Source organism: Opacimonas viscosa (genome assembly GCF_024199005.1).
Taxonomy (GTDB): domain Bacteria; phylum Pseudomonadota; class Gammaproteobacteria; order Enterobacterales; family Alteromonadaceae; genus Opacimonas; species Opacimonas viscosa.
Genome location: NZ_JANATA010000005.1, coordinates 14,548 through 28,811, shown reverse-complemented (window position 1 = coordinate 28,811; position 14,264 = coordinate 14,548). Strand labels below are relative to the sequence as shown.

Below are 14,264 nucleotides of genomic sequence, written 5' to 3'. Positions count from 1 at the left end.
TGGTTATTTAAGGTGACGACCACCGTCAAGATGCATAGTTTGACCTGTAACAAAGTCACTGGCAAACAAAAACTGCATTGCCTTGACTGCTTCGCCAGCCCCAGGACAGATCTCCAACAGAGATTTCTTTAAGGCTTTTGCTTTATATGTGTCTGAGTCATGTTCATTGAACATCAGTAATGCCGGAGCAATTGAGTTTACTTTGACCTGTGGTGCGAGTAGGGCACTAAAAGATAAAGTGAGGTTGTGTAATGCCGCTTTACTAGCTGCATACGCAATATGCTTTTTACTTCCTTTGACTTGGACATAATCAGTCATATGGATAATATCAGCGACCGTCTCATGATTTAAAAGTAGCTCCTGAAGCCCTAAATTAATTTGATAAGGGGCGCTGACATGGACTTGCATCATTTTTGTCAGTAAACCGGCATAGTCAGGATTGTCAGATTCTTGGTCCCAGTCCGATGCGTTGTGAATAATGGCACGAAGTGATGAATATTGTTGTGAAACTGTATGTATTAAGTGTGTGATGGCTGCATTGTCGGCAAAATCACATTGTAACACTTTGGCGCCTTTTTCTGCTAAAGCCCTGACACTGGGTTTTTCGGTTCGATAGGTAACGATGACAGGAGTACCTTGATCTAGTAATGCCTCAGCCATCGCCAAACCAAGCCTTTGGGCACCACCAGTAATTAAAACGGGAGACATAAAAACCTCATTGTGTTGGAGTAAAGTGTAAAAATAGGTGAAATTGTGTATAATTTGCTACGGTTAAAATACTATATAGACAAAATCATTGGCAATATAGATTATTCTCGTTATTTTTAATCCAATAATGGGGTTTCATTCGTATAAACACCAAATTAAATGATGGATTGACTTATGTTAGCAAACGAAGCACGGGTAATTGGGGATATTGAACCTGCAATTACTAAAGAAGCTGCGCTCGTACGTACTGCCCTCATTGAGCAAGGACTTGAAACGCCTATGGTGGAGAATGGTCTTTCTGATGAAGAAAAACGTCAGCGTATTAAATCAGCGATGACAGACGTAATGGAAGCATTAGGTTTAGATCTGGCTGACGATAGTTTGTGTGATACTCCTCGTCGCATTGCCAAAATGTATGTAGATGAAATCTTCTCGGGTTTGGATTACCGCAAGTTCCCCAAGATTACTCAAATTGAAAATAAAATGAAAATTGAGCAGCCAGTACAGGTGACTGATATCAGTTTAACCAGTACCTGTGAGCATCATTTTGTGACTATTGACGGGACAGCTAGTGTGGCATATATCCCTAAACATACGGTTATAGGGCTGTCAAAAATCAATCGTCTGGTTGCATTTTTCGCGCAACGTCCACAAGTCCAAGAGCGTTTAACGCAGCAAGTCATGGTTGCGTTACAAGCATTAACCGGTACTGAGGATGTCGCAGTGAGTATTAATGCTACTCATTATTGTGTAAAAGCACGAGGTATTCGAGATAGTCAGTCTTATACTAAAACTTCTTCGCTTGGCGGTGTATTCAATACCAATACTGATATGCGCAAAGAGTTTTTTACTGCCTAAACTCATGTGTTAGAGTGAAAATAGAGCCGGTTTAACGATAGTGTTATACCGGCTTTTTTGTAATTAAGGTAACAGCTCATGTTGAAATCACTAGTCTTAGTTATTGTTCTTAGTCTGCTGAGTGCTTGTACTTCTGTCCCGGAAAATATTACTCCAGTGAGTAATTTTGCAAAAGAACGCTATTTGGGGAAATGGTATGAAATTGCACGTTTAGATCATTCCTTTGAGCGGGGCTTACAGGGCGTAACCGCAGAATATGGATTACAACCTGATGGCGGTATAAGCGTATTAAACAAAGGTTATGATATCGCTGAGCAGCGCTGGGCAGAGGCAAAAGGTAAAGCGTATTTTGTGGATAGTGAACAAGTAGGGCATTTGAAGGTGTCTTTTTTTGGTCCTTTTTATGCGAGCTATGTTATTGCCGAATTAGATGAAGACTATCAATATGCTTTGGTAACAGGTCCTGATACAGATTATTTGTGGATCCTAGCACGCACCCCTGTCTTGGCTGAAACTACCATTAGCCGTTTAATTAAAAAGGCAGAACAAGCCGGATTTAATACAGATGGTTTGATTTTCGTAGAGCATAAATAAAAGACCTAAAATAGCTGGGCATGATAATGTAATAGCTAGTAAAAAAATGTGATTTAAAATGCGTGTCAAAAAAATAAAACAAGTCAGTGAAATAAAATAGCAATATTCCGGTCTTATAATTAGTATTAAGCAATTAGAGTTACTTGGCTTATTTTATAAGATTTGTGATTGCTAACACTGAAACCAAAGGGATTATAATGTTATCGAGTCATCAGGAAGTGCTTCATCAGGCCATTAATTTGTTGAGCGACATTTCCAAGGACGATTATGTTGAAATACGCCAACCTTATTTTAGTAGCAGCATTGGTGAACATTTCAGGCATGTTTTAGATCATTTTACTGCTCTGCAGTTAGGTCATGACCAAGGTTTCGTAAACTACAATATCCGCAATCGCCATTCCCAAATAGAACTTTTCCCAGAGTTAGCAAAAATACAATTTACAGCCTTGCAGAATTGGTTGGGTAAACTCGTTGAAAATGATTTAAATACATCCTTTGTGGTGGAGTCCGAGATTTCTATTAGTGCTAAACACTCTGCGAATGTTACTTCAAATCTAGCGCGAGAGCTTCTATTTACTACTTCTCATGCGATTCACCACTACGCCATGATCAAAGTGATTCGTTTACTGCAAAATGCAGAAGTGCCTACCGATTTTGGTTTTGCACCAGCTACGTTGACTTACTTAAATCAGAATTTAGGCAGTAATTATTAGAAATAGTGATAAAATACCCACTTTTAGTAAGTGATTTATCCTATGTCAATCGAAAAACACCTCGCCGAACGTGCCGGCTCTGTCTGTGAAGCCTGTGCTTCAGGAGATAACCTTACCCCTTATACGCTTGATTATTCCCCAGATACAACGGCTAATTGTGCCGTTTTGTTATGTAAAACATGTCTAGATCAAGTAGATGGTGAAGTCGCTATCGATATCAATCACTGGCGTTGTTTAGGTGACAGCATGTGGTCACAAACGCCTGCTGTACAAGTTTTCATTTATCGCATGCTAGGACGTTTGAGTACTGAGAGTTGGGCGCAAGATTTGGCCGAGATGATGTACTTGGAAGACGATGTTAGAAAGTGGGCTGAGTCAGGTATGATCGAAAACGATGAGCCAACCTTAGATATTAATGGCGTAGCTTTGAAAGCTGGCGATAGCGTCAATATTGTTAAAGATCTGGATGTAAAAGGCGCTGGTTTTACGGCAAAAAGAGGAACGCCGGTACGCAATATTGGTTTATGTGATAATCCTCTTCATATAGAGGGGAGAGTAAATGGACAACGAATTGTGATCATCGCTGCTTATACGAAAAAAATGTAATATTGTTGTGCTGTTCTCCTGTGAGCATCTATATTTAAGGTAAGTCTGTCGCACATCTTAGTGCGACCTAAATATTAAGGATGATCACTATGAAAAAAACCGCTACTGTTGTTCTGCTATTTACACTTGTCTTTTCATCTCAATCTCACGCTGAAGGGTGGTGGGATTCAATAAAATCTATGTTAGGGATGACCGAAGCACCTGTTACGACTCCACATGTCGCCAAAACGACCAATGCATTATCTGGTCTGGAGTCTTTGGAGTTAGTGCAATCATTAACCAAGAATTTAGGTGTCACCCCAGAGCAAGCGTCTGGAGGCATGGGGGCATTGTTAAACTATGCTAAACAACATGTTGAAATGGAAAAGTTCTCGGCGCTAACAAGCTCCATACCTGGCGCAGATACTTTTTTGAAATCCGTTCCGGATGTGAGTGCAGTGACAGAATCTGCGGGTGGTTTTGGTGGATTATTAAACAAAGCCGCAGAGTATAATGAATCACTCAAATCTATGAATGATTTGAAAAATCAATTTACAGCATTGGGTTTAGATATTGGCATGATTGGTTCTTATGTTGCTCAAGCTCAACAGTATTTGGATACTCCAGCAGGGCAAGAAGCAAAGCAAATGCTTAGTGAGGCATTTGCCCAATATATGTGACCCAATATAAGTGAGAAGTGCTAAACACTAAATCACCCATTATTTCTCTTTCGATATGCTAGAAAAAAACAAGCTAGACGCTTTAGAGGGTTTGTCCTAAAAAGCGTTTTTGTTGTCTTGGAGAGGTTTTACGTAAATCTACACTGAGCAATAAACCCGGTGTATGGTTAAAACTATGATCAATACCTAGGGCATGGAAATCAGCACCTAATTTTTGGTACTGTTTGGCAAGCACTGGGATATCTTTCCCGTCATCTTCTAAGGCCTGTAAAAAAGTAGTTACTACGTCGGCTAACCCGTATTTTGCGTGATAAGCCTGAATTTGTGACGGTAAAGACAAATCAAAAGCGTGATGTGGCACGACATTTTCTGGTGCATTTATCAACCCATGTTCGATAATACTGACACTTTGTGGACGATATAATTTACTGATGGATACCGTACCATAGAGCACTCGGTATTGCGGGAAGCGCATGATAAATTCGCCGATACCCCGCCATAACATAAATAACCCCTGGGGCGAGCGTTGAAATTCGGGGATTAAAAACGAACGGCCCATCTCCAAGCATGGCTCTTGTTGATTAATAAAACCAGAGCCAAATTTGAACATTTTGTTAAGATACAGCCCATCAAGCCCAAGGTCTTTTTGTAAGATATCAGTGCGGCCCATACGATAAGCCCCAATGATTTGTTGGGTAGGCTTATGCCAAATGAAGAGGTGCGTGTAACTGGCATCAAAATGATCAGTATCTAGCGGCTCACCACTACCTTCGTTGTGCATGCGAAACACCTTTTCACGCAACATAGCTATTTCGTTCACGACTTTGGGGGTTTGTGCTTGCATCGACCAGTAGACCACAAAATCAGCTTGTTCAATCAGACACTGCTCTTTGGGGAGTGCAGCCAGTTCTTGCCAAAGGTCTGCAGGTATTTGTGGGTTTGCTAAAGGTTTATTGGTACTGTGAGTATCTTCCGGCCAATGATAATGCCAACGACTATCAACAGCATAAGCCAATGCACGGGCTAGAGCTGCACCTTGCTCCGGTGCTAAATTGGGTGGCAGTGTCACTGGGTTACCGGAATCCAAAGTGATACTGGTATTGCGTTTTGCTAGTAATTCACGTCCCAATAAAAGCATTCTTAAGCGAAAATAAATGCGCCCTAAAGTGTAAAAATAAGGACGATTAAAGCCCTGTACAAATACAGGTAAAATAGGCGCTGAATATTTTTGACTCAGCGTATAGACCATTTTATTCCAATCATGATCGAGAATGTCAGCAAATTCAGCTTGATAATAAGACACTCTTCCTGCAGGGAAAATCAACAACGCTTTGTGTTGCGCTAAATGCCGCATGGCTTGGCGTAATGATGGTGCATTTTTGGGATCGTTGGGTGACAAAGGGTTGGTGAAAATAAAATAGTCTTGTAGCTCGGGAAATATTGCTAAAGCTTTATTGACGAAAACTTTCAAATCAGGTCGTTTGGCACTGATGAGTTTTGCTAACAGAACACCTTCAATACCACCAAAAGGATGATTACTGGCTATAATTACCGGACCAGTTGCTGGTATTTTAGCTAACAAAGCCTCGTGTTTGACTGCAGTAATCTTTTGTATATCAAGTAATGCTTTAGCAAAATCAGCTTTATTTAGGCCTGCTAATTGGTGTGTTTGATATAGCTTATCCATTTGTTTAACACCCATTAAATGGTCAAGCAAAGCACACATTAGGCGTTTTGAGATAGTCGGATTGCTGACTAGATTAACAGCGGCAATGCGAGGAGTGATAGATGACGTCATTGTGAGACAATCCTTTGTAAACAAAAAAGCGACTTCAAATAAAGCCTACAATAAAACAGACCGAAACTCTGCAAATTTTTATGCAATTAACACAAAATTAATTTGTCACTAGCCCTGCATATGTGAATCGTTAAGCCCTATGTTTAGGTCTATATTCGTAGCGTGAGCCAGTGATTAAAGTAACTGACTAATTTCCAAAAATCAGGCATAATACATGGGTTATATTTGATTAGATAAGGTTCAAAATGCAAGATATCACTATTATTCGCCCTGATGATTGGCATCTGCACTTTCGCGATGGCGAAATGCTTCAAGAAACAGTCCCTGCAACTGCTCGCTGTTTTCGTCGTGCTATCGTTATGCCAAATCTTGTGCCACCGGTAACGAATAAAACAGAGGCGATGGCATACAAATCTCGGATTATGGCAGCCGCCAAAGATTACCCAAATTTTGAACCGTTAATAACGTTATACTTGACCAATACCACGACACCTGCGGACATTCGTGAAGCCAAGGAGGCGGGTATTGTGGCAAGTAAGCTTTACCCAGCTGGCGCTACAACCAATTCTGAAGCAGCTGTAAAAGGCATAAAAGCCTTGTACCCGGTTTTTGCAGAAATGGAAAAAGTCGGTATGTTGTTACTGATCCACGGTGAGGTCACGGCAAGCCACATTGATATTTTTGATCGCGAAGCAGAATTTATCGAACAACACTTGCGTCACATAGTAGCTGATTTTCCGGGCCTCAAAGTCGTTTTTGAACATATTACAACTAAAGATGCTGTCGATTTTGTTTTGGCTGCTTCAGATAATGTTGCAGCAACGATTACCCCGCAACATTTATTGTTGAACCGCAATGATTTACTGGTAGACGGTGTGAAACCTCATAATTATTGTTTACCTGTACTAAAGCGCAACACGCATCAGCAAGCACTTCGTGCAGTGGTGGCCTCTGGTTCACCGAAATTCTTTTTGGGTACTGACTCTGCGCCACACGAAAAACACAAAAAAGAATCGGCCTGTGGTTGTGCTGGTTGTTATAGTGCTTGGAGTGCGATTGAATTATATGCACAAGTTTTTCAAGAGTTGGATGCGCTGGATAAATTAGAGGGTTTCGCTTCGACTCACGGACCTGATTTTTACGGCTTACCACGAAATACCGATACCGTTACGTTACGCGCAGAGACATGGACGATCCCTGATACCATTACCTTACCTACTGGAGATGACATAGTGCCATTCTTTGCTGGGCAAGAAGTACAATGGAAACTGGCTGAGTAAGTACTCACTTAGTCTGATTTATTCGATAAACTGGAACTACCATGTCAAAATCATTCTCGCAGTTAGCCTTGCGCAACGAACTATTATTATCCACTAGCGAGATGGGATATACCGAATTGACGGATATCCAAGCGCTGAGTTTACCTGTTATGTTGGCGGGACAAGATGTCCTTGCGCAAGCTAAAACTGGGAGTGGTAAAACGGCTGCCTTTGGTCTAAATTTATTACAAAGTTTAGATGAAACGAAAACCTACACACATGGTTTGGTATTGTGCCCTACTCGGGAATTAGCGGATCAAGTTGCAGAGCAATTACGTTTGTTAGCCAAAAAAATGAGTAATGTGAAAATCACTACTTTATATGGCGGGATCCCGATGAATGGACAGATCGCAACGTTAAAGCATCGTCCTCATATTATTGTAGGGACTCCTGGTCGAGTCATGGATCACATGCTAAAACATCGCATCAGTCTCAAAGACATGCAACAACTGGTGCTAGATGAAGCCGATAGAATGTTGGATATGGGTTTTGAAGACGAATTAGACGTGATCTTTAAGCATCTGCCACGTGAGCATCAAACGCTTTTATTTTCAGCAACATATCCAGATGGCATTGCACGGATCAGTGAAACGATCCAAAAAGATCCGCAGCGTATCGAAGCTGATGCTCTACACCAGTCTCACAAAATCGAGCAGTTAGCGTTTAAGGTCAATGACGAGCATCGAACAGATGCAGTAGCTGCTTTGTTAAGTCATTATCAAGCACAGGCGTCTATTGTGTTTTGTCAAACCAAAGCACAAACGTTTACAGTCACGGAAGACCTGCAACAAAAAGGGTTTTCAGCAGTCGCTTTGAATGGAGATATTGAGCAACGAGAGCGGACTAAAGTACTCACTCGTTTTGCCCATAAATCAGCTTTAGTACTGGTCGCTACCGATGTGGCTTCGCGTGGATTAGATATTGATGCAGTGGATTTAGTAGTCAACTACAATGTGACCGACGAGCCGGATGTGTATGTGCACCGTATCGGCAGAACCGGTCGTGCAGACGCTACAGGTCGAGCGGTAACACTTGTGTCGGATAAAGAAACCCAAGCGTTAAAAGCGATAGAAGCCCATGCCCAAGTAGTACTAAAGCCAAAAGGTATCGAAAGTATTCGCTTCCACGCCAATCGGATTGTTCAACCCGAATATGTTACTGTGTCGATAGACGGTGGTAAGCGCCAAAAACTAAGACCAGGTGACATTTTAGGTGCATTAACAAAAGAAGCAGGGATTGATGGTGGTGATATTGGTAAAATTAATGTCACGAATCAAATTTCATTTATCGCCATTAAGATACGCAGTGTGAAGCGCGCATTAGCGCAACTTCGCGAAGGTAAAATTAAGGGCAAGCGCTTTAAAGCGCGTCGCTGTGTATAAGTTTTATAGAGTCAAAAAAAACACGTAAACCTAACTCGTTAAAAAAGGAAAAGTTATGACTGCTACACATGCTGTATTTCTACATTACATCGTTTTAATAGTGTTTCTTTTATTAGTTTTAGCAGGGTACAGAACCTATTTTGCCCAAGCGACTAAGATGAAAACATTGAAGTTTGCCCCAGATGGCTCGGGATTGACGGATTTTGGCTACCGCTTAACAAGAGCGCATATGAATGCCGTAGAATGTTTCCCGTTCATTGGCGGATTGCTGATTTATGCGATTGCGACCGAACAAACAGCTGTAACGGATGGCTTAGCACACATCGTGATGGCTGCGCGAGTTATACAAACGGGGATCCTGATGGCATCTACTTCGAATCTAGCAATACAATTGCGTTTTGTGGCGTTTTTGGTTCAGTTTGGCATTTGTATTTACTGGTTGTTTGGCTTTTTAGCGCCATTGATGTAGTAAGATTATTTAATGCAACAGCGCTAGGTCTGTCGTTAAGATTTATCTGTTGCAGGATCTGTCATAGGTACAAATGGGCCGATCAAGGGATAACTTGGTTTGCCCATAAACTTAATGGCGTTATCCAGCATCAAATCAATTACGATCGGTACAATATTTTCCATGATCGCAACCGCATCTTTAAGCTGGGGACGATTGACTACACTGTTCCATGTTGACCCACCATGTACCAACTGATTACGCAATGTATATAGCCTACGTAAAATGACACATAAGACTTTTTCTGAACTTTGACTGGCCAGTGCTGCATTAATGAAGCCGCGTTCATTTTGAAATTGTTTCTGCCACTGGGCTTCTGTGATCAATTCTTTTTGGTAGTCCCAAAACGGTTGAAAGACAAACTCATTGTTTAATAACAACTTAATATGTGGCGTAAATTGTTGCCAGAGTACATCGTACAACTCCTTGTCGTTATCTAACGCGACAAGTCGATGGATAAAGCGACTAAATAGCTCGGTTTCCGATTTATAAAAATTTTCATGCTCTTGACCATAGGCGGCATTAAAACTGATCCACAAAAATAAAAACTTGGCATCCAGATCATCTTCACAAAGCTCGGCACGCTGTAACCAGCTGAGCGCCCTGTGTATGCGTGTGCTCACATTTTCATGAAAATTGTCCCTGACACGACGTTGTTTGTTTTTTAGTTCAGAATGTGAATAAGGCATGAGTACGTTCAAAAGTTGACTTGCAACAGACTATAAATGAATTCTCCAAAAGTCCCAAGTAACTTCCACAGAACCATGCTTTAGTAAGGTTTACAAGGAAGCTAACTGTAGCACTAAACAAGTAGAACCCTGCATGGCAATACCGCACAGTGGCATCATCAAAATACGACTTGGACAAAGAATACATACGTTTGTTGTACTACTAAGTGTCTAAATATTTATCAATATCTATGTGGTAGTTTGATGCTTATTAGTTCATTAACACACTTTTGTAGGATTTACTTTATATGACCGCCTCTGCTTATGAAGAGTACATAGCCATCTCTACCTGTGATCTCGCTGATGCGTTGCCACGTTCGCAATTTATGGATTACACAATACACCCTTTGTGGCCTGAGATGCCTCGCTTTGCTGGACGTGCTTATACAGTGGCCTGTGCCGAAGGTGATCACCTAATGGTGCATAAAGCAATTTATGAAGCCGAACCTGGGGACATATTGGTGATCAAAGGCGACCCTAAATATGCGGTGAGTGGTGGCAACGTATGTGCTATTGCCCAAAAAAATGGGATTGCAGGATTTATTGTTGACGGTGTGATCCGCGATATCGAAGAAGTCCAAGCCCTCGCGTTTCCAATACATGCTTTAGGGGTCTGCCCGAAGCCAGGTGCTAAAAAAGTACTGTCCCCAGAACGGCAAACCATTGCGGTTGGTGGGGTAATGGTTGCTCATGGCGATATCATTGTCGCAGACCAAGACGGCGTTGCTGTTATTCCTCATGCGGAAGCGCAAAATGCACTTGAGATTGCACAAAAACGCCATGCAAAAGATGCTGGGCAAACTATCGAGGAGTGGGAAGCGAATCATTTTGCTGCGGTACAAAAAATTATTGGAGAACTGAGTGGAAAATAATCCAGTCTCGAAAAAGTGACAAACAGCCAAGAAAACATCTTGAAGGGTTAGGATCTTTTAGCAAAATCCTATATCCTTTGGGCTCATTTTAACAACAGGTCTTACTATGTTTGCTTGGTTTGAAAACCTAATCCAACCTTTTCCAAAAACAAACTTAACACAACCACCTCAAGGTGTTTTTGCTTTTTGTGCGCATTATTCAAAGGGTGTCTGGCCTGTCCTTTTCTGTATTTCGGTTCTTTCAGCGTGTATTGCCATGCTCGAAGTCGCTTTGTTTGGTTATCTAGGGCAGATGGTTGACTGGTTTTCGACCCGCGATCCGGAAACATTTTTAGCCGAGGAATCATCCAGTTTACTATGGATGTCATTGGCGCTTTTGTTAATTTTACCGGGTATGGTCATTATAAAATCGTGTCTCACGCATCAATCGCTTCTCGGTAATTACCCAATGCGGATCCGTTGGTTGGCCCATCAGTATGTCTTGCGTCAATCATTGTCTTATTTCCAAGATGAATTTGCGGGTCGAGTCGCAACCAAGGTTATGCAAACTGCTTTGGCGGTACGTGAAACAGTGATGAAGCTCTTAGATCTCATGGTCTATATCTGTGTTTATTTCCTGTCTATTTTAGTCTTGGTGTTTAATACCGATCCTTTATTGGCCTTGCCTTTTGTTGTTTGGTTAATCGTTTACATTTTGATTCTGCGGATCTTATTACCCCGTTTAAAGCGTGTTTCGAAAAAACAAGCAGACGCTCGTTCCATTATGACTGGACGGATTGTAGATAGTTACACCAACATTATGACAGTTAAGTTGTTTTCTCATTCAGCACGCGAAGAAGCTTATGCAAAGGAGGGCATGAATGGTTTCTTAGAAACGGTGCATCCACAAATGCGCTTAGCAACAATACTGTATAGCTGTGTGTGGATTGCTAATGTGATTTTAGTCTTTACGGTGACCGCTTTAGCAGTTAATTCTTGGACAATGGGAATAATGAGTGGTGGCGCATTGGCTGTGGCGGTGTCCTTGGCATTGCGATTAAACGGTATATCACAATGGATTATGTGGGAAGTTTCTTCAATTTTTGAAAATATTGGTACGGTACAAGATGGGATCAATTCACTCGCGGTTCCGATCGCGATCCAAGATCAAGCGGAACCTAAGAAATTGAATTTAGCCGGTGGTGCAATCGATATAGAACAGGTTAACTTTGCTTATCCAGTACAAAACAATCCACCCATTCAGGTGTTCAACGATTTATCATTGCATATAAAACCGGGTGAAAAAGTCGGGTTAGTAGGACGCTCAGGTTCCGGAAAATCGACGTTAGTGAACTTGCTTTTACGGTTCTATGACATCCAATCTGGCAGTATCAAAATTGACGGCCAATCGATTCAGTCTTTAGCCCAAGAAGATCTAAGAGCACAGATCTCTATGGTCACTCAAGATACTTCCTTAATGCACCGTTCAGTCCGCGATAATATTATTTATGGCAAGGAAGATGCCACTGAAGAAGAGTTGCTGACAGCTGCTAGGCAGGCTGAAGCACTCGAATTTATTGAGCGCTTGTCCGATGCCAGCGGTCGTGTGGGGTTTGCTGCGCATGTCGGAGAGCGTGGAGTCAAACTATCGGGAGGGCAACGGCAGCGGATTGCTATCGCCAGGGTCATGTTAAAAGATGCGCCTATTTTGATTCTTGATGAAGCGACTTCAGCACTAGATTCTGAAGTCGAGGCAGCTATCCAAGAAGGCTTAGAAAAAATTATGGTAGACAAAACGGTTTTAGCAATTGCACATCGTTTATCTACTATAGCCAAGATGGACCGTTTAATTGTCCTTGATGAGGGGAAAATTGTTGAGTCAGGCTCACATGCAGAACTATTGGCATTGAACGGAATTTATGCCAAATTATGGGAGCACCAGACGGGTGGATTTTTGGGTCTAGAGTGAGCATGTGTAACATGATCAGAAGTATTGATAAGTATCAAAGTAAATTATTGAAAAAAATTCTTAGTAGTGGGCTAGTTGCAAGCTGTGTTTTCAGTATTGCGGGATGTATTGTTATGCCAGCAGTCGATACCACAAACGTCAATCGCTGCGAAATCTCCAGTGACCGCAAAACCTTGCGTATTTACAATGCGCATGATGACGCTGGGTTATATTTCAGTGTTAGTGGCCTTATTTTAGTGCCGCTTACCGGTGTAGTTTCGGGGACGTATGTGGCAATCAATAACATTTACAACTTAGGCGAAGAGCGGGTCGTCTGTGGCCCTCTTCCAAAAGAAACCAAACGCAAAACGTAAATAAAGTTTGAATAATTACCATGGGTAAGTATAATGCGCATCCCTTCATTGTATTTCCCTTTAAAATTTTATTTGGTTTTGACAATCTAGGTGTAAGCGAATTTTGTGAAATATGTTCTAAAACATGTTTTAAAAGCAACAGGGGCGTAGTTCCAATTGGTAGAACAGCGGTCTCCAAAACCGATGGTTGGGGGTTCGAATCCCTCCGCCCCTGCCACTTTCGGCAGGTTTAACCTGTTTATATGTAGGAAGTAAGTAATGAGTGAAAATGTAGAAAAGTCTTCAAATGGCTTAGATACGGCTAAATGGCTAGTAGTATTTATTCTGCTAAGTGGCTTGGTCGCAGCTAATCATTATTATGCGGAAATATCCGTTTTATATCGTGCTCTTGCAGCATTAGCTACAGTGGTTATCGCTGGTTTTATTGCCGCGACAACTGACAAAGGCTCACGATTCCTTACTTACGCCAAAGATTCGCGTACTGAAGTACGCAAAGTAGTATGGCCAAACCGCCAAGAAGCAACACAAACAACACTTATCGTTCTAGCAGCGACTTTAGTAATGGCACTAGTCCTATGGGGAATAGATGGCATACTTGTTCGTCTAGTAGGTTTCATTACAGGAATAGGGATCTAAATTATGGCTAAACGTTGGTACGTAGTACAAGCTTTTTCTGGTTATGAAGCACGTGTACAAAAAACATTATTAGAACACATCAAAACCAATGCAATGGAAGAGCACTTCGGCGAGATATTAGTCCCTACAGAAGAAGTTGTAGAGATGCGTGCGGGGCAAAAACGTAAATCGGAACGGAAGTTTTTCCCAGGTTATGTGCTTGTTGAGATGGAAATGAATGAAGATTCATGGCATTTGGTTAAATCTGTACCACGTGTACTTGGTTTTATTGGTGGGACTTCTGACCGTCCAATGCCAATTACCAAAAGAGAAGCTGACGCTATCTTAAATCGTCTTGAAGAAAATGCAGATTCGCCTAAACCTAAAACTATGTTTGAGCCTGGTGAATTGGTTCGTGTTACTGAAGGTCCATTCGCAGACTTTGAAGGTACCATCGAAGAGGTGGATTATGAAAAATCTCGCCTGAAAGTATCTGTACTTATTTTCGGTCGTTCTACACCGGTAGAACTAGAGTTTGGTCAAGTCGAAAAGAACTAAGCTTCAAAATATCAGAATATCAAAAAACCAGCTTACTGAACTAAG

General features: G+C 41.6%; 16 protein-coding genes and 1 tRNA gene. 14 read left to right on the top strand and 3 right to left on the bottom strand.

The window, feature by feature from the left end; genetic code table 11:
- Positions 1-3: 3 nt before the first annotated feature.
- Positions 4-708, bottom strand: coding sequence for a dihydromonapterin reductase (gene folM, locus NLF92_RS04240; protein ID WP_254099232.1), 705 nt, complete (start codon positions 706-708; stop codon positions 4-6).
- Between the two features lie 174 nt (positions 709-882).
- On the opposite strand from folM, the gene folE reads away from it, so the two are divergent.
- From folE to NLF92_RS04215, 5 genes are all read left to right on the top strand, one after another.
- Positions 883-1,566 (top strand): GTP cyclohydrolase I FolE, encoded by a 684-nt coding sequence (folE, locus tag NLF92_RS04235; protein ID WP_254099230.1) that lies wholly within the window; start codon positions 883-885, stop codon positions 1,564-1,566.
- A 78-nt stretch (positions 1,567-1,644) separates the two neighbouring features.
- Positions 1,645-2,160, top strand: a complete 516-nt coding sequence (locus NLF92_RS04230; protein WP_254099228.1) for a lipocalin family protein — start codon at positions 1,645-1,647, stop codon at positions 2,158-2,160.
- A 197-nt stretch (positions 2,161-2,357) separates the two neighbouring features.
- Positions 2,358-2,873 (top strand): DinB family protein, encoded by a 516-nt coding sequence (locus tag NLF92_RS04225; RefSeq protein ID WP_254099226.1) that lies wholly within the window; start codon positions 2,358-2,360, stop codon positions 2,871-2,873.
- A 42-nt stretch (positions 2,874-2,915) separates the two neighbouring features.
- Positions 2,916-3,479 carry a PhnA domain-containing protein gene (locus tag NLF92_RS04220; protein WP_254099224.1) on the top strand — a complete coding sequence of 188 codons (564 nt, stop codon included), beginning with the start codon at positions 2,916-2,918 and terminating at the stop codon, positions 3,477-3,479.
- A gap of 89 nt (positions 3,480-3,568) precedes the next feature.
- Positions 3,569-4,138, top strand: a complete 570-nt coding sequence (locus NLF92_RS04215; protein WP_254099222.1) for a DUF2780 domain-containing protein — start codon at positions 3,569-3,571, stop codon at positions 4,136-4,138.
- Between the two features lie 82 nt (positions 4,139-4,220).
- Here the strand turns inward: NLF92_RS04215 and NLF92_RS04210 are convergent, their stop codons facing one another.
- Positions 4,221-5,936 carry a bifunctional lysophospholipid acyltransferase family protein/GNAT family N-acetyltransferase gene (locus NLF92_RS04210; protein WP_254099220.1) on the bottom strand — a complete coding sequence of 572 codons (1,716 nt, stop codon included), beginning with the start codon at positions 5,934-5,936 and terminating at the stop codon, positions 4,221-4,223.
- Positions 5,937-6,181: 245 nt separating this feature from the next.
- Here NLF92_RS04210 and pyrC point away from each other — a divergent pair, with 245 nt between their 5' ends.
- From pyrC to NLF92_RS04195, 3 genes are read left to right on the top strand one after another with little or no spacing between them, the layout of a single operon-like run.
- Positions 6,182-7,216: a dihydroorotase gene (gene pyrC / locus NLF92_RS04205; RefSeq protein WP_254099219.1), complete on the top strand. Its 1,035-nt coding sequence runs from the start codon at positions 6,182-6,184 to the stop codon at positions 7,214-7,216.
- Between the two features lie 41 nt (positions 7,217-7,257).
- Positions 7,258-8,637: an ATP-dependent RNA helicase DbpA gene (dbpA, locus tag NLF92_RS04200; RefSeq protein ID WP_254099217.1), complete on the top strand. Its 1,380-nt coding sequence runs from the start codon at positions 7,258-7,260 to the stop codon at positions 8,635-8,637.
- Between the two features lie 55 nt (positions 8,638-8,692).
- On the top strand, positions 8,693-9,106 hold the full coding sequence (locus NLF92_RS04195; RefSeq protein ID WP_254099215.1) for an MAPEG family protein: 414 nt from the start codon (positions 8,693-8,695) through the stop codon (positions 9,104-9,106).
- A 35-nt stretch (positions 9,107-9,141) separates the two neighbouring features.
- Here NLF92_RS04195 and NLF92_RS04190 read toward each other — a convergent pair whose 3' ends face one another.
- A complete protein-coding gene (locus NLF92_RS04190) occupies positions 9,142-9,834 on the bottom strand; it encodes a HEPN domain-containing protein (protein ID WP_254099213.1) in 693 nt (230 codons plus the stop codon).
- A gap of 287 nt (positions 9,835-10,121) precedes the next feature.
- Between NLF92_RS04190 and NLF92_RS04185 the strand changes: the two genes are divergently transcribed.
- The 6 genes from NLF92_RS04185 (at position 10,122) to nusG (ending at position 14,219) form a co-directional block, all read left to right on the top strand.
- Positions 10,122-10,745: an RraA family protein gene (locus NLF92_RS04185; protein ID WP_254099211.1), complete on the top strand. Its 624-nt coding sequence runs from the start codon at positions 10,122-10,124 to the stop codon at positions 10,743-10,745.
- A 106-nt stretch (positions 10,746-10,851) separates the two neighbouring features.
- A complete protein-coding gene (locus NLF92_RS04180) occupies positions 10,852-12,693 on the top strand; it encodes an ABC transporter ATP-binding protein (RefSeq protein ID WP_254099209.1) in 1,842 nt (613 codons plus the stop codon).
- Positions 12,694-12,704: 11 nt separating this feature from the next.
- Positions 12,705-13,046, top strand: a complete 342-nt coding sequence (locus tag NLF92_RS04175) for a hypothetical protein (RefSeq protein ID WP_254099207.1) — start codon at positions 12,705-12,707, stop codon at positions 13,044-13,046.
- Positions 13,047-13,186: 140 nt separating this feature from the next.
- Positions 13,187-13,263, top strand: a tRNA-Trp gene (locus NLF92_RS04170).
- A gap of 41 nt (positions 13,264-13,304) precedes the next feature.
- Positions 13,305-13,682 (top strand): preprotein translocase subunit SecE, encoded by a 378-nt coding sequence (gene secE, locus NLF92_RS04165; protein WP_254099204.1) that lies wholly within the window; start codon positions 13,305-13,307, stop codon positions 13,680-13,682.
- Between the two features lie 3 nt (positions 13,683-13,685).
- Positions 13,686-14,219, top strand: coding sequence for a transcription termination/antitermination protein NusG (gene nusG / locus NLF92_RS04160; RefSeq protein ID WP_254099202.1), 534 nt, complete (start codon positions 13,686-13,688; stop codon positions 14,217-14,219).
- Positions 14,220-14,264: the final 45 nt, after the last annotated feature.

Excerpts from the sequence above, each read along its gene's own strand:
- NLF92_RS04225 (WP_254099226.1), top strand. The coding sequence starts at position 2,358 with ATGTTATCGAGTCATCAGGAAGTGCTTCATCAGGCCATTAATTTGTTG.
- nusG (WP_254099202.1), top strand. The coding sequence starts at position 13,686 with ATGGCTAAACGTTGGTACGTAGTACAAGCTTTTTCTGGTTATGAAGCA.
- folE (WP_254099230.1), top strand. The coding sequence starts at position 883 with ATGTTAGCAAACGAAGCACGGGTAATTGGGGATATTGAACCTGCAATT.
- folM (WP_254099232.1), bottom strand. The coding sequence starts at position 708 with ATGTCTCCCGTTTTAATTACTGGTGGTGCCCAAAGGCTTGGTTTGGCG.
- NLF92_RS04190 (WP_254099213.1), bottom strand. The coding sequence starts at position 9,834 with ATGCCTTATTCACATTCTGAACTAAAAAACAAACAACGTCGTGTCAGG.
- secE (WP_254099204.1), top strand. The coding sequence starts at position 13,305 with ATGAGTGAAAATGTAGAAAAGTCTTCAAATGGCTTAGATACGGCTAAA.
- dbpA (WP_254099217.1), top strand. The coding sequence starts at position 7,258 with ATGTCAAAATCATTCTCGCAGTTAGCCTTGCGCAACGAACTATTATTA.
- NLF92_RS04180 (WP_254099209.1), top strand. The coding sequence starts at position 10,852 with ATGTTTGCTTGGTTTGAAAACCTAATCCAACCTTTTCCAAAAACAAAC.
- NLF92_RS04220 (WP_254099224.1), top strand. The coding sequence starts at position 2,916 with ATGTCAATCGAAAAACACCTCGCCGAACGTGCCGGCTCTGTCTGTGAA.
- NLF92_RS04195 (WP_254099215.1), top strand. The coding sequence starts at position 8,693 with ATGACTGCTACACATGCTGTATTTCTACATTACATCGTTTTAATAGTG.
- NLF92_RS04210 (WP_254099220.1), bottom strand. The coding sequence starts at position 5,936 with ATGACGTCATCTATCACTCCTCGCATTGCCGCTGTTAATCTAGTCAGC.
- NLF92_RS04175 (WP_254099207.1), top strand. The coding sequence starts at position 12,705 with ATGATCAGAAGTATTGATAAGTATCAAAGTAAATTATTGAAAAAAATT.
- NLF92_RS04185 (WP_254099211.1), top strand. The coding sequence starts at position 10,122 with ATGACCGCCTCTGCTTATGAAGAGTACATAGCCATCTCTACCTGTGAT.
- NLF92_RS04230 (WP_254099228.1), top strand. The coding sequence starts at position 1,645 with ATGTTGAAATCACTAGTCTTAGTTATTGTTCTTAGTCTGCTGAGTGCT.
- NLF92_RS04215 (WP_254099222.1), top strand. The coding sequence starts at position 3,569 with ATGAAAAAAACCGCTACTGTTGTTCTGCTATTTACACTTGTCTTTTCA.
- pyrC (WP_254099219.1), top strand. The coding sequence starts at position 6,182 with ATGCAAGATATCACTATTATTCGCCCTGATGATTGGCATCTGCACTTT.